The sequence below is a fragment of the Sphingorhabdus buctiana genome (genome assembly GCF_042680825.1).
Classification (GTDB): domain Bacteria; phylum Pseudomonadota; class Alphaproteobacteria; order Sphingomonadales; family Sphingomonadaceae; genus Sphingorhabdus_B; species Sphingorhabdus_B buctiana.
Map to the genome: position 1 here is coordinate 45,666 of NZ_JBHUEL010000002.1, position 14,583 is coordinate 60,248.

13 protein-coding genes are annotated in these 14,583 nt (G+C 59.5%); 8 read left to right on the plus strand and 5 right to left on the minus strand.

What is annotated here, in order from left to right:
* Position 1: 1 nt before the first annotated feature.
* From recO to ACFSAG_RS00715, 5 genes are read left to right on the plus strand one after another with little or no spacing between them, the layout of a single operon-like run.
* Positions 2 to 607, plus strand: coding sequence for a DNA repair protein RecO (gene recO / locus ACFSAG_RS00695; RefSeq protein ID WP_381510575.1), 606 nt, complete (start codon positions 2 to 4; stop codon positions 605 to 607).
* Between the two features lie 47 nt (positions 608 to 654).
* Positions 655 to 1,701: a 3-isopropylmalate dehydrogenase gene (leuB, locus tag ACFSAG_RS00700; RefSeq protein WP_381510577.1), complete on the plus strand. Its 1,047-nt coding sequence runs from the start codon at positions 655 to 657 to the stop codon at positions 1,699 to 1,701.
* Between the two features lie 26 nt (positions 1,702 to 1,727).
* The gene (locus ACFSAG_RS00705) at positions 1,728 to 2,936 is read left to right on the plus strand and encodes a trans-sulfuration enzyme family protein (RefSeq protein ID WP_374614471.1); all 1,209 of its coding nucleotides are present in this window, start codon (positions 1,728 to 1,730) and stop codon (positions 2,934 to 2,936) included.
* Positions 2,936 to 3,337, plus strand: a complete 402-nt coding sequence (gene apaG, locus ACFSAG_RS00710; RefSeq protein ID WP_374614561.1) for a Co2+/Mg2+ efflux protein ApaG — start codon at positions 2,936 to 2,938, stop codon at positions 3,335 to 3,337. Before ACFSAG_RS00705 ends, apaG begins: the two co-directional genes overlap by 1 nt.
* Positions 3,334 to 4,125: a LysR family transcriptional regulator gene (locus tag ACFSAG_RS00715; RefSeq protein ID WP_381510580.1), complete on the plus strand. Its 792-nt coding sequence runs from the start codon at positions 3,334 to 3,336 to the stop codon at positions 4,123 to 4,125. Before apaG ends, ACFSAG_RS00715 begins: the two co-directional genes overlap by 4 nt.
* On the opposite strand, the gene ACFSAG_RS00720 is transcribed toward ACFSAG_RS00715, so the two are convergent.
* Positions 4,122 to 5,435, minus strand: a complete 1,314-nt coding sequence (locus ACFSAG_RS00720) for a serine hydrolase (RefSeq protein WP_381510582.1) — start codon at positions 5,433 to 5,435, stop codon at positions 4,122 to 4,124. The two genes, ACFSAG_RS00715 and ACFSAG_RS00720, sit on opposite strands and share 4 nt — an antisense overlap.
* A 14-nt stretch (positions 5,436 to 5,449) precedes the next feature.
* Positions 5,450 to 7,438, minus strand: coding sequence for a DNA topoisomerase IV subunit B (gene parE / locus ACFSAG_RS00725; protein ID WP_374614478.1), 1,989 nt, complete (start codon positions 7,436 to 7,438; stop codon positions 5,450 to 5,452).
* 162 nt (positions 7,439 to 7,600) lie between these two features.
* On the opposite strand from parE, the gene ACFSAG_RS00730 reads away from it, so the two are divergent.
* Both ACFSAG_RS00730 and ACFSAG_RS00735 read left to right on the plus strand, forming a co-directional pair.
* Complete coding sequence (locus ACFSAG_RS00730; RefSeq protein ID WP_381510585.1) at positions 7,601 to 8,476, plus strand: ABC transporter ATP-binding protein; 876 nt, start codon at positions 7,601 to 7,603, stop codon at positions 8,474 to 8,476.
* Between the two features lie 13 nt (positions 8,477 to 8,489).
* Positions 8,490 to 12,083 carry an ABC transporter permease/M1 family aminopeptidase gene (locus ACFSAG_RS00735; RefSeq protein ID WP_381510587.1) on the plus strand — a complete coding sequence of 1,198 codons (3,594 nt, stop codon included), beginning with the start codon at positions 8,490 to 8,492 and terminating at the stop codon, positions 12,081 to 12,083.
* On the opposite strand, the gene ACFSAG_RS00740 is transcribed toward ACFSAG_RS00735, so the two are convergent.
* Positions 12,080 to 12,472 (minus strand): PaaI family thioesterase, encoded by a 393-nt coding sequence (locus ACFSAG_RS00740; RefSeq protein ID WP_381510589.1) that lies wholly within the window; start codon positions 12,470 to 12,472, stop codon positions 12,080 to 12,082. The genes ACFSAG_RS00735 and ACFSAG_RS00740 overlap by 4 nt on opposite strands.
* A 12-nt stretch (positions 12,473 to 12,484) precedes the next feature.
* Positions 12,485 to 13,129: a GcrA family cell cycle regulator gene (locus ACFSAG_RS00745; protein WP_374614487.1), complete on the minus strand. Its 645-nt coding sequence runs from the start codon at positions 13,127 to 13,129 to the stop codon at positions 12,485 to 12,487.
* A 91-nt stretch (positions 13,130 to 13,220) separates the two neighbouring features.
* Between ACFSAG_RS00745 and ACFSAG_RS00750 the strand changes: the two genes are divergently transcribed.
* Complete coding sequence (locus ACFSAG_RS00750) at positions 13,221 to 14,078, plus strand: ABC transporter permease (RefSeq protein WP_381510591.1); 858 nt, start codon at positions 13,221 to 13,223, stop codon at positions 14,076 to 14,078.
* Here ACFSAG_RS00750 and ACFSAG_RS00755 read toward each other — a convergent pair whose 3' ends face one another.
* The gene (locus tag ACFSAG_RS00755) at positions 14,079 to 14,495 is read right to left on the minus strand and encodes a DUF2147 domain-containing protein (RefSeq protein ID WP_381510593.1); all 417 of its coding nucleotides are present in this window, start codon (positions 14,493 to 14,495) and stop codon (positions 14,079 to 14,081) included. It abuts the gene before it with no gap.
* Positions 14,496 to 14,583: the final 88 nt, after the last annotated feature.

Genomic DNA, 14,583 nt, shown 5'->3' on the forward strand with positions numbered 1-14,583 from the left:
AATGCAGCAAAGCGCGGGTCAGGCCATTGTCTGTGCCGTCCGCCCGCATGGCGAAGTCGGCGCGATTGTGCGCTGCATGACCGAGGAGCATGGCCTGCTTGCAGGCTATGTCCAAGGCGCGCGTGGGCGGGTGTTGCGGCCCGTGCTGATCCCCGGAAATGTCGTGAAGGGCGAATGGCGCGCGCGTGTCGTTGGCCAACTGGCGTCGCTTTCGGTTGAACCCGTGCATAGCCGCGCGCACCTTTTGGGGGAGCCATTGGCTGCAGCCGCTATCGAATGGGCCTGCACGCTGACCGCCAGTGCCGTACCCGAAGCCTATCCCTATCCACGCCTGTTTTCTGCACTTGATGGTCTTCTGGCCGCAGTTGAACTGGCGCCAGCCGCACGCGGTTGGGCACCCGCCATGGCGCGCTATGAGGCGCTGTTGCTATCCGAGCTCGGCTATGGTGGCGAAGACCTCATGAGCGGCGAAGGAACCGCGGCGGCGCTCAAGGCCATGGCTTCCCAGCGCGAGGCTCTCTTGCTGCATGTACTCGGCGAAAAGCAGGTCGATGTCATGGCTGCCCGCGAAAGGCTGGTCGACCGGCTGAAAAGGGCGGTTGCATAAGGGGCTTTCAGGCGGCAAAGGGCAGCCGTTCCTACTGAAAGACAATCATGCTCATTGCCCTTTTGCCCGGAGACGGGATTGGTCCCGAAGTCATTGCCGAAGCACGTCGCGTTCTCGAGGCGCTGGCGCTACCTGGCATCATATTCGAAGAAGCGCCAGTTGGTGGTGCCGCCTATAAGGCCAGCGGCCATCCGCTCCCGCAAGCCACGCTGGATTTGGCGAAACGCGCCGATGCAATCTTGTTTGGTGCCGTGGGTGATCCCGATTGTGACGCGTTGGAGCGCCATCTGCGCCCCGAGCAGGCGATCCTAGGCCTGCGCAAAGAGCTGGAGCTTTTCGCCAACCTTCGTCCGGCGACGCTGTTTCCCGAACTGGCCGATGCCTCTGCGCTGCGCCCTGAAGTTGCACGTCAGATCGACATGGTGATTGTCCGCGAATTGAACGGTGACGTCTATTTCGGTGAAAAGGGCATGCGCCAGACCGTTGATGGCAAGCGGGAAGGCTATGACATCATGTCGTATAATGAGGATGAAGTCCGCCGCATTGCGCGCGTCGGTTTCGAAACCGCAATGGCCCGCAGCAAGAAGCTGTGCTCGGTCGATAAGGCCAATGTCCTTGAAACCAGCCAGTTGTGGCGCGATGTGGTGATCGAAACCGCACAGGAATTCCCCGAAGTCGAACTCAGCCACATGTATGTCGATAATGCCGCGATGCAGCTGGTGCGCAATCCGGGCCAGTTCGATGTGATCGTCACCGGCAATTTGTTTGGCGATATCCTCTCGGATCAGGCATCGATGTGTGTGGGTTCAATCGGCATGCTGCCCAGTGCTTCGCTCGATTCCAACCAGAAGGGCCTGTACGAACCGATCCATGGCAGCGCGCCCGACATAGCCGGGCAGGGCAAGGCAAACCCGCTGGCGACCATCCTGTCCGCCGCGATGATGCTGCGCTATTCGCTCGGCCAAGCCGAAGCTGCAGATCGCATCGAAGCTGCTGTTGCGGCAGCACTTGCCGCTGGCGTCCGTTCGCCCGATCTGGGCGGTAGCCATTCAACGCGTGAAATGGGGGATGCCGTTTTGGCGGCATTGACCTGAAGCACGCTTCATCCGAAAAGCGACCCATGAAGAAAACCACCGGCCTCAATCGCGACATCACCTCCAAATGGCGCCCCGCCACGCAGGCGGTGCGTGGGGGCACGTGGCGCAGCGAGCATGGGGAGACGTCCGAGGCATTGTTCCTGACCTCGGGTTTCACGTATGACGATGCCGAAACGGCGGCGGCGCGCTTTACCGGTGAACAGCAGGGCATGACCTATAGCCGCCTGCAAAACCCGACGGTTGCCATGGCGGAAGAACGCATCGCGTTGATGGAAGGGGCCGAGGCGTGCCGGATGCAGGCAACGGGCATGGCGGCGATGACCACTGCCTTGCTTTGCCAGCTAAACCAGGGCGATCACGTCGTCGCGGCCCGCGCAGCATTTGGTTCGTGCCGCTGGCTGACCGACAATCTGCTGCCGCGCTGGGGGATCACCACGACGACGATCGACTCGCGCGATAATGATGCCTGGAAGGCAGCGATCCAGCCCAACACCAAGGTCTTCTTCTTCGAAACCCCGGCCAACCCGACGATGGACATTGTCGACATGGCCTATGTCTGCGGGCTGGCCAAGGAACATGGCATCACTACCGTGGTCGACAATGCGTTTGCCACCAGCGTGCTGCAACGCCCGATGGATTTTGGTGCAGATGTTGTCGCCTATAGCGCGACCAAAATGATGGACGGGCAGGGCAGGGTGCTCGCCGGTGCGGTTTGCGGCACCGAAAAATGGATCAACGACGTGCTGTTGCCATTCCAGCGCAACACCGGCCCCAATTGCGCGCCTTTCAACGCCTGGGTCGTGCACAGGGGCCTCGAAACGCTGGAAATGCGCGCGATGCGCCAGTCGGAAAATGCGCTGTTGGTGGGCAAGTTCCTCGAAACGCGCGTTCCGCGGATCCTGCATCCGGGGCTGCCGAGCCACCCGCAACATAATCTCGCCATGCGCCAGATGAAGGCGTGCGGGCCAATTTTCAGCTTCATCGTGGATGGTGGGCGCAAGCAGGCGATGGACTTCCTCAACGCCTTGGAACTGGTCGATATTTCGAACAATATCGGCGACAGCCGCAGCCTGTGCTGCCACAATGCATCGACCACCCATTACAGCGTTTCGGCGGAACAACGTGCGCTGATGGGGGTTGAAGAAGGCATGTTGCGGATCAATATCGGTCTGGAAGATCCACAGGATGTGATAGAAGATCTGGATCAGGCATTGCGAAAGGTTGGCCTTTGATTCTCGACGCGCTCTTTACCGACCATGCAACGACCGAAGGCGTCGTGGTGCGCGTCGTCAGCAATTTCCTCGAGGACCAGTCGGTCCCCGCTCAGAACCGCTGGTTCTGGTCATACCATATCCGCATCGAAAACCACCGTGACGATCCGGTGCAACTGCTGACCCGCCATTGGAAGATTACCGACGGCCATGGCAGCGTGAACCATGTCGACGGTGACGGTGTGGTGGGGGAACAGCCCTTGCTCAAGCCCGGCGGCAGCCATGATTATGTTTCCGGTTGCCCGCTCTCGACGCCGTCGGGAATCATGGAGGGGCATTACCGCTTCATCCGCGCCGATGGTTCAACCTTCCTGGTCGAAATCCCGCGTTTCAAACTGGTTGCCCCTGCTACCGCCCGATGAAACGCACACACTTACCCCTCAACGGCCTGCGCGTATTCGATGCAGCGGCTCGTCATCTGAGCTTTACCAAAGCGGCGGATGAACTGGCGGTCACGCCGGCGGCTGTCGGGCAGCAGATCCGCGCGCTTGAGGATATGCTTGGCGTTGTGCTGTTCCGGCGTACGCCCAAGGGGCTGGAACTTACACCCGAAGCGGAAAAGGGCCTTGATGCCCTGCGGGCCGGATTCCTGCAGTTTGAGGAATCGGTACGCGCAATGCAATCGGGGCAGACCTCCAACTCGCTCACCATCGCCGCACCGCGTGATTTCACCGCCAAATGGCTGACGGCTAGGCTCGCGCGATATGGTGCGGGAAATCCTGACCTGCAGTTCACACTGATCGCAGCCGATAGCGACATTGATTTCACCGAAGCCAATCTCGACCTAGCCGTACGCCTGACTGACGGGCCAGGTGAACATGAAGGTGTGCAGCTCGCGGCTGGCGCTTTTGTCACCGTCGCCGCGCCCGATGGTGGGGCTGAAACGCCCATTGGCTGGCCCGGATGCCCATTGACGGATGGAACCGCCGCACTTCGTCTTGGCGATGCTGGTTTGGCCATTGATGCCGCGGCCATCGGTCTTGGCAGGGCGTGCGTGCCGCATCTGCTGGCCGAGGCCGATATTGCTAACGGTCGCGTCCGCGCGATCGATAATGCGCAAGAACATGCTCTGTCTTACTGGCTGGTCGCCCCGCTGCCGCAATGGCGGCAGAAAAAGGTCAAGGCGCTGGTCGAAGCGTTGACCGCTTAAGACCCTGCCACGCTGTCCATAAGCCGCGTCATCAACGCGGCGAATGCGTTGTTATCGACTTCCTTGGCTGGATTATTCCAGCTTCCTGAAATCGCATACCATTGCCCTGCCTTCGACTGGGCGAGGAAGCTCATCGAGATGACGCCGGGTTCCGATCCACCCTTATAGCCGAGATAACGCCACTTCGCAGCAGCCGCTGGGCCGATGCCGCTGTTCACCGCCATGATGTCGCGGGCGGTTTGATTGTCCAGCCGGCGCAAATTGTTGAGCAGCAGCGCGGTATCCTTTGGAGACGCAAACCATTCGATGGTTTCGATGGCGTTGGGGCCAGATCCCATGTGCGACATATCTATCGCCGCAAAGGACAGCGCCGCGCGCTCTGCCGCCAGCAGATCGCGCTGCCCCGCTTCGCTCGCTTTCTCGAACCGCTGCCGAAGCGCCGGATTGCTCTTCAACGCAAAAGCTTCGACCGTAGTCAGCATCGGCAACGCCTTGTCGGGCGCGCTATGGCCTATCGATGCGAGTTTGCCCTCAATCGCCTCGCGCCCCAATTCGCGCATCAAGGCATCGGTGGCGGCATTATCGCTGACTGAAATCATCCATGTCGCCAGCGTCTGCAGGGTGACAGGCGTATCGAGCGGCCAGTTCTGCGTTGCGGACGAGCTGAAATTACGAACGCCAATCGGTACGACGTCTGACCAGCGCCGTTCGCCAGCGGCCACCTGGCTTGCGAGCTCGGCAAGGACATATAGCTTGAAGGTCGATCCCGTCGCGAATTGGCTCTCCGCATTGGCGCTATGGGTCGTCACGACCCCATCATCGCCCAGTTTCTGGACAACGAAACCGCTTTTGCCGGGCAGTGCCGCGAAGTCGGCCTTGATCTTTTCGATGCTGTCGCCCTTCAAGGCAAAGCCCTTGGCCAGCAAACCAGCCACTTTGCCGGGTGCAACAGATTCAACGGTAATTTCGAAAGTTGCTATTGCCTTTTCATACTCAACCTGAAGTACGGCGCTGTTGGGTCCGTATTTCTGAACCGCGCTGATGGCGACCGCAGAGCCATATTGCCGCGTGAAGCTGTCCGAAATCGCCTTGAACTGCGCAGGCGGCACTGCAGTCAGGAAGCTGGGCGTGAAAAACTCCTCTAGCGGAGCTTTGCCGTTGAGAACCGGTACCAGTTGCGCAATCCGCAGGTCGAGCGGTGTTGTCGGCGTCGCTTGCGCAGCAGCGGCAGGTTCATTCGCATGCGCAGTGGAAAAGACAGGAACCGAAATGAGCGTGAGCAGCAGCGGGGCGAAACGGATATTGCGCATGGAAATCCTCCTGCTCAGGCGTCGATAGCTTCCTCGTCCAAGGTAGTCGCATGTTCCTGGATGAAACGGAAACGGGCTTCGGGGCTTTTACCCATCAACTGTTCGACGCGTTCCTTCACCGCAACCTGTTTCTGATATTCGTGCGGCAAAGTGATGCGGATCAACGATCGGGTGGCCGGGTCCATCGTGGTTTCGCGCAGCTGGCTCGGGTTCATCTCGCCGAGGCCCTTGAACCTGCCGACCTCCACCTTCTTGCCTTTGAACATCGTCGCTTCCAGCTCGGCGCGGTGGGCATCATCCTGCGCATAGGCGCTGAGGCTACCCGCGGTCAGGCGATAAAGCGGCGGGCGCGCGAGGTAGAGATGGCCACGCTCAACGATAGCGGGCATTTCCTGGAAAAAGAATGTCATCAACAGCGTTGCGATGTGCGCGCCATCGACATCGGCATCGGTCATTATGATGATGCGGTCGTACCGCAGATTATCCGGGTCGCAATCCTTGCGCGTGCCGCAACCGAGGGCGAGGCCGAGATCGGCGATTTCCTGGTTCGCACGGATCTTGTCGGCGGTTGCCGAGGCGACGTTCAAAATCTTGCCGCGAATGGGAAGGATCGCCTGCGTCTTGCGGTCGCGCGCCTGCTTGGCACTGCCACCCGCGCTGTCGCCTTCGACGATGAAGAGTTCGGTGCCATTGGGGTCGTCCGACGCACAATCGGTGAGCTTGCCGGGAAGGCGCACCTTTTTGCCGCTGGTTGCGGTCTTGCGCTTCACCTCGCGCTCGGCCTTGCGCTTCAGCCGGTCCTCTACCTTTTCGAGGATGAAACCCAGCATCGCCTTGCCGCGTTCCATATTGTCGGTGAGGAAGTGGTCGAAATGGTCGCGCACCGCATTTTCAACGAGGCGCGCGGCCTCCGGGCTGGTCAACCGGTCCTTGGTCTGGCTCTGGAATTGCGGGTTGCGGATGAAGACCGAAAGCATCAGCTCGGCTTCGTTGAAGATATCATCGGCGGTGATCTGCGCCGCCTTCTTATTCCCCACCAACTCGCCAAAGGCACGCAACCCCTTGGTCAGCGCGGCGCGCACGCCCGCCTCATGGGTGCCGCCATCGGGGGTCGGGATGGTGTTGCAATACCAGCTATAGCTGCCATCCGAATAGAGCGGCCAAGCCACCGCCCATTCGACACGGCCCTGATCGTCGGGGAAGGCCTGGTTGCCGTGGAAGAATTCGCTGGTGACGCAGTTGCGGCTGCCAAGCTGTTCCTTCAGGTGATCGGCAAGCCCGCCGGGGAACTGGAAAACCGCCTCTTGCGGCACATCCTCGCTCGCCAGTTCTGGATCGCATTTCCAGCGGATTTCGACGCCAGCGAAAAGATAGGCCTTTGAACGGGCAAGGCGGAACAAGCGCGCGGGTTTGAACTTCGCATCCGCCCCGAAAATTTCAGGATCGGGCGTGAAGGCGATGGTGGTGCCACGCCGGTTGGGGGTAGGGCCAAGCTCTTCAAGGCCGCCCAGGGCTGCCCCGCAAGAGAAACGCTGGCGGTAAAGCTGCTTGTTGCGCGCAACCTCGACGACCGTGTCGGTAGACAGCGCGTTCACGACCGAGACGCCGACACCGTGCAAACCGCCCGAGGTGGCATAGGCCTTGCCCTCGAACTTGCCGCCCGAATGCAGCGTGGTCATGATGACTTCGAGTGCCGATTTGCCGGGGAATTTGGGATGTGGATCCACGGGAATGCCGCGGCCATTGTCGGTGATGGTCAGCCGGTTGCCGACGCCAAGCACGATTTCGATGCGTGTGGCGTGGCCCGCAACTGCCTCGTCCATGCTGTTGTCGAGAACCTCGGCCGCGAGGTGGTGCAGCGCCCGTTCGTCGGTGCCGCCGATATACATGCCCGGCCGACGCCGGACAGGCTCCAGCCCCTCGAGGACCTCGATCGCCGAAGCATCATAACCGCCAGATTCAGAACCGGCGGGAAGGTTGCCGCCGAACAGGTCTTCACTCATGCCAGCCGCTATAGGCGCTCGGGAGTCAGCGGTGCAACCGCCGAACGTACGTCTGTTGTGGAAATGTTCCCCGTCGAGCGCAGAGCGTCGCTCGTCGAAGGCAAATTTGCTTTGAAAGCAGGGGCTTTACTGTCATAGTCGGGCAATACAGGAGGGTAAGTCATGCTCGAAATCACCGGTGTCAGCCATGTCTATGCAAACGGAACACGCGCGCTTGATGATGTGAATCTGTCGATCCCGCGCGGAATGTACGGGCTGCTTGGGCCAAATGGCGCTGGCAAATCGACTTTGATGCGCACCATTGCGACGCTGCAAACGCCGACAGATGGCGCGATCAGGTTCGGCGATCTCGATATACTTGCCCAACCGGAGGAGCTGCGGAAACGGCTCGGCTATCTGCCGCAGGATTTCGGCGTTTATCCGCGCGTCACCGCGATGGATATGCTCGACCATATGGCCGTGCTGAAGGGCGTTGCCGACAAGGGAGAGCGCAAGACACTGGTCGAAACCCTCCTCAACCAGACCAATTTGTGGAACCATCGCAGCCATTTCATTGCCGGTTTCTCGGGCGGTATGCGCCAACGCTTCGGCATCGCGCAGGCGCTGATCGGCAATCCTGAACTGATCATCGTAGACGAGCCGACTGCAGGCCTTGATCCGGAAGAACGCAACCGCTTCCTCAACCTGCTTGCAGGGATCAGTGACAATGTCGTTATCATCCTTTCGACCCATATCGTCGACGATGTCGCCGACCTGTGCCCACGCATGGCGGTGCTGGCAGGCGGCAAGGTGCAGCTCGAAGGTGCGCCGCTCGACCTGATAGCGCAGACCAAGGGCCGCATCTGGAAAAAGACCATCGGCCGGGACGAGCTGGAAGCGCATCAGGAACAATATCAGGTGATTTCGACCCGTTTGTTTGCAGGCCGCACGATCATCCATATCCTCGCCGACAGCCAGCCGACCGGTTTCGAGCCGGTAGAGGCCGGGCTGGAGGACGTCTATTTCACCACGCTCGCCGACCTGCGCCGCGCAGCCTGAGAAGGGTAGGACCATGCTCCTGAACGTCGCTCGGTTTGAGCTGAAATACCAGCTCCGCAACCCGGTTTTCTGGGTGTCGCTGTTCCTGTTTTTCCTTTTGGGCTTTGGCGTAACCGCCAGCGAGAATGTCAGTATCGGTACGCCGGGAACGGTGAATGAAAATTCGCCCTTTGCGATCGCGTCGATGATGGCGCTGACATCGCTGTTCTACCTGTTTGTGATAACGTCCTTCGTCGCTAACGCCGTCGTGCGTGATGATACAACCGGCTATGGCCCGATTATCAAGGCAACCTCCATCGGCAAGCGCAATTACGTGCTAGGCCGTTTCTTAGGCGGATTGGGCATTGCCTTGCTCGGCTATTTTGCCGTGCCAATCGGAATGCTCGTCGGTGTGTCGATGCCTTGGGTTGATCCAGAAACCGTCGGGCCCAACAACCCGGCTTATTATCTCTGGCCCTATCTTCTGCTCGCTGTTCCCAATATCCTGCTGATGAGCAGCCTGCTTTTCGGTCTCGCGACAATCACGCGATCGATGCTGTGGAGCTATGTGGGCGTAGTCATCTTCTTCATGGGTTATCTGATCGTCACGACTTTGCTGGCGAACAAGATCGAATATCAGCAAATGATGGCGATGTTTGAGCCGCTGGGTTTTGGCGCATTGTCGGAATCGACGCGCTATTGGACCGCAGCGGATATGAACAGCAAGCTGCTGCCGCTCGATTCCAACATGCTGATCAACCGTGGCTTGGTCATTGGCCTTTCCATTGTGCTGCTCGGCGCGACCTATTGGCGCTTTTCAATGGCGGAACGGGCGCCTTCCAAGCGCAAGCTCAAGAAGCTGGCAAGCGAACGGTCGAGCGAGAATGCGCCTGTTGCCACCAATCGGATTGTGACGGCTCCAGTAACGCAGCGTTTCGACGCCAGCTCGGTCCGCGCGCAGTTCCTCGTCCGCCTCAAGACCGAAATCATGCAGGTGCTGCGCAGCCCGGGGCTGATTGTGTTGCTGCTGCTGGCCGTCATCAACACGGGCGCAGGGCTGTTCCTGACGCAAACCATGTTCGGGACGCCGTCTTATCCGCAAACCGCCAACATCATCACCAACGTCCAACAGGGCTTTGCGATCTTCCTTTTGATCATCGCGGTCTTTTACGGGGGCGAGCTGGTCTGGCGTGAACGCGACGCAAAGATCGGCGAAATCATCGATTCCACCCCCACGCCTAATTGGGCGATCACATTGCCCAAAGTGCTGGCGATCCTCTTGGTGCTGATGCTTCTCAACCTTGTCGCAATGGCGACGGGGCTGCTTTTCCAACTGATAAAGGGTGCGCCGGAATTTGGCCTGAGTAGCTATTTTGCCTGGTTCCTGGTGCCGATGACTGTCGACATGCTGCTGGTCGCCATCCTCGCCGTGTTCTTCCAGGCGTTGAGCCCGAACAAATATGTCGGCTGGGGCATTTTCCTCGTCTGGTTCATTGCAGGCATCTTTCTGGTCAACATGGGCTACACCAACGCGCTTTACCGCTATGGTTCCAATCCCGCCGAACCGTTGAGCGACATGAACGGCTCGGGCGGATTTGCTTATGGTGCATGGGTGCTGCGCGCCTATTGGCTCTCCTTTGCCGTCATCCTGATGGTTGTTGCCCATATCGTTTGGCCACGCGGGACGGACACACGCTGGCGCAGCCGGCTGAAACGCGTCCGCCATGGCCTGAAAGGTGCGCCGCTCGCGCTCATGGCGACCGCGCTGGTGGCTATGGTCGGGACCGGCGCCTACGCCTGGTACAACTTCAAGGTCCTCAACCGCTATGAATCGAGCAATGAGGGCGAAAAGTGGCAGGCGGATTATGAGAAGAAATATCTCAAATATGAAAAGCTGCCACGGCCGACCGTCAAATCGGTGAAATTTGATGTGCAGATCCATCCCAAGGATCGCCGTATGGACGTTGTCGGCAGCTATATCTTGCGCAACGAAACTGGCGCGCCGCTTTCCGAAGTGCATATCCGCCAGGGCGATCGTGATGCGACATTCAGCTTGCTCGACCTCAAAGGCGCAAAACTGGCGAGCGAGGACAAGATATTCGGCTATCGCATTTTCCGGTTCGAAAAGCCTCTCGCACCGGGTGCGGAGACCGAACTGAAATTCAAGTCGCAGATCTGGCATCGCGGCTTCCGCAATGGCCAGCCAGCAACGACGGTGAATTTGAACGGCACTTTTGCGAACAACAGGGCCTTTGCCCCGATCATCGGGATGAACCGCCAGGAGGTCATTCAGGATCGTACCGTGCGGCGACGGCAGGGGCTTCCTGCCGAGCTGCGCCCTGCGAAGCTGGAGGACATGTCAGCGACGCGCGAAAATTATGTGCGCAGCGACTGGATCATGTCGGACATCACCGTCACCACCGATGCTGACCAGGTGCCCATTGCACCAGGGCGGAAGGTTGCCGATTCAACCAGCAACGGCCGCCGCACGGCGCATTTCGTTTCGAGTGCGCCCATCCACAATTTCCTCTCGATCCAGTCGGCCCGCTACAAGCTGACCGAGAAGAATTACAAGGGTGTGCAACTGACGATCTTCCACGATCCACGCCACGAATGGAATGTGCCTGCGATGCTCAAGGCGCTTGAGGCTGGACTGGACTATTACCAGGCCAACTTCGGTCCCTATCAATTCGATCACGCCCGCATCATCGAATTTCCGGGTTATCAGACCTTCGCGCAGGCTTTTGCCGGCACGATGCCTTATTCCGAAAGCATCGGTTTTGCGGCGGATGTGACCGACCCGGATTCGATCGATTATGTCAGCTATGTCACCGCACATGAGCTTGGGCACCAATATTGGGCGCACCAGGTGATCGGTGCGGACATGCAAGGCAATACGATCACGAGCGAGACGCTGGCGCAATATTCGGCGCTGATGGTGATGAAAAAGCTCTATGGGCCCGACAAGATCCGCCGCTTCCTGAAATATGAACTCGACCAGTATCTGGCCGGGCGCAAGGGCGATCCGATTGGCGAATTGCCGCTCTATCGCGTCGAAAATCAGGGCTATATCCATTACCGCAAGGGCAGCCTTGTCATGTACCTGCTGCAGGAGAGGCTGGGCGAAGATGCCGTCAACCGCGCACTCGCGCGTTTCATCCAGACATGGAAGTTCAAGGGAGCACCCTACCACCGTTCGGTTGATTTGATCGCCGAGTTCCGCAAGGAAGCGAAAACGCCCGAAGATCAGGCGCTGATCACCGATCTGTTCGAACGGATCACGGTGTACGATTTCAAGGCGAAAGAGGCGAAGGCGAAGAAGCTTGCCAACGGCCTCTGGCAGACGACCATCTCGGTCGAGGCAGCGAAATATTATGCCGATGCCAAGGGTAATGAAAAGGCAGCACCGCTATCCGAACCGATCGAAATCGGTCTGTTCAACGCCCGCCCTGGCATCGGTGCATTTGGCAAGAAGGATGTGGTCTCGATCGAACGCAAGCCGGTGAAAGGCGGCAAGCAGCAGATCGTTGTCACGTCGAAGACCAAGCCCAAATTTGCCGGGATTGATCCCTACAACTTCTACATCGACCGCAATTCCGACGACAATCTGATCGATGTAACTGGCTAAACTGCGCCCGGGGGCGCCGCCAATATGGCGAAGCTCCCGGTTGCCAGCGCAACCAGCTTTCCGCCCTGTTCGATCCGCGAGGTGAGGTGGGCGATACTGCGCCCCTTATTGTCGATCTGCGTCGCGCATTGGATCTCGCCGCCGGAAACCGGGCGGAAATAGCTGATCTTGATTTCGATGGTGGCGCAAGCTTGTCCCGCATCCAGTGTCGGGTAGAGCGCGGCACCCATGCCGGTATCGGCCAGCGCATAGATCACTGCGCCATGGACGACGCCATGCGGGTTCATATGTTTGTGCTCCGCAACTAGCGTAGCCGTGCTGCCGCCCTTGCCGTCAGGCAGGACGGCAAGATCGATCAAATCGGCAAAGGGGTGCGGGCGGCCAGACATGCGCCCGGTCGATCAGCGTACGCGCGGACCGCCAAAGGGCATCGGCGGGGGCGGGCGACGCACGCCGCGCGGCAATTGCGCCTGATAGGCGCGGCCGCAATGTTCGACGCAATAGGGGAAGCCGGGGTTCACCGCTTCGCCGCAGAAATGGAAATCGGGCTCGCCCGGATGGCCCATCGGCCAACGGCAGACGCGATCGCTCAGGTCGAGCAGGCTGGTCTTGTCGGCGATTTCGGGGCTCGGCTTGGCCGGAACCAGGCGGCGCGGTGGCGCAGGCGGAATCGGTGCCTGCTGGTCGCCGGGGCCTTGGCGCATGAAACCGCCGGGGCCGATCGACACGATCTTGGGCATGTCCGAACGCGGGGTAGGGGTCGCCTGAGCAGGTGCTGCTGCCGAGGGGCTGCGTTCGGGGGCAGGCGCTGCCGCACGCGGGGCAGCGGCCTTTTCAACCGGCTTTGCCTTGGGCTTGGGTGCAGGCTTTGCTTCGCCTTCGTTCGCCTTGACGGGCGACGGGCGCGATTTGAGGCCGAGGCGGTGCGCCTTGCCGATCACGGCATTGCGGCTGACCCCGCCAAGTTCGTCGGCGATCTGGCTTGCGGTGAGGCCCTTTTCCCACATGGATTTCAGGCGATCGATCCGTTCGTCGGTCCAGGACATCAAAAACTCCAAACAAATAAAGCGCGGCTATTTGCTGCTACACATAAAAGCGCCTTGCCGCGCAAGGGGCAAGCCGATAGTCGATATTGCGATGAGTAGCAACCAAACTTCCAGCCAGCCCAAATCTAATGACGCCACGGTCGAGGTTCAAGCCGAGCCCGCCGAACGACAAATTCACACCGTCAACTGGATCGGCCTGAAGACGCTGTACCTCAAGGAAGTACGCCGCTTCATGAAGGTGCAGTTGCAGACCATCTGGGCACCCGCGATCACCACATTGTTGTACCTGATCATCTTCACCGTTGCTTTGGGCGGGGTGAAGCCATCGGTGTTGGGCGTGCCTTTCGCAGACTTCATTGCGCCGGGCCTGATTATCATGGGGATGATGCAAAACAGCTTTGCGAACAGCAGCTTTTCGCTGCTCGTCGGCAAGATCCAGGGCACGATTGTCGATTATCTGATGCCGCCGCTGTCTAATCTGGAACTGCTGGTCGCGATGGTCGGCGCGGCAGTGACCCGTGCAATATTGGTCGGGTTTGCAGTATGGCTTGCCATGGCCTTTTGGCCCGGCGTCAATGTCACCCCTGCGCATTATGGGGCGATGATCTGGTTCGGCCTGATGGGTTCGATCCTGCTCGCCCTGATTGGCGTTATCACCTCGATCTGGGCTGAAAAGTTTGACCATGCGGCGGCCATCGCCAATTTCGTTGTTGCGCCTGCAGCCTTGCTTTCGGGTACATTCTATTCGGTCGACAAATTGTCCCCCGTTTTCAACGCAATCAGCCATGCCAACCCGTTCTTCTATGCGATCTCCGGTTTCCGCTATGGCTTTATCGGAACGGCGGACAGCCCGGTGCTGTTCGGCGGGCTGCTGCTGCTCGGTATCAACCTGGCGCTCGGCGTGATCGCTTACGCGCTGCTCCGTTCGGGCTGGAAATTGCGCAGCTAATCAGCTTGCCGGCGTCCAGGTTTGGGTCTGGCAGATAGGGCCGATACAGCCTTTGACGACGAGGTTGCCCGACTTGCCCTTGTACACGACCGAACGGAAGGTCTTGCCCCGCCGCGGGTCGTAGATGCTCCCCTTCCATTCATTGCCCGCTGCCTTGAATCCGCTGAGCAGGTTGATGCCGAGCAGCGGGCGACTGCGCAGCGCCGGGTTTGAATTGTTCACATCCTTTTGCGCGTTTCCACCGGGCGGCGGGTTCAGGAATTTGGCAAGCTTGCCGCAAATACTGTCGCCGCAGGCATAGATTTCAACGACGCCATCCTTGTCTTGCGTAACCCATCGGCCTGTAATCGGCGCGGCTGCCTGAACCGGGGTTGCGATTGCCAAAAGGGCGATAATGGAAAGGCTGGTCTTCCGCATAAGGTCATTTCTCCTCTCTCATCGGTCATACCAATCAGACTGTGTGGCGCAATGCTTTTGCCTTTGGTCGCGGGCATGCTAACCGGCA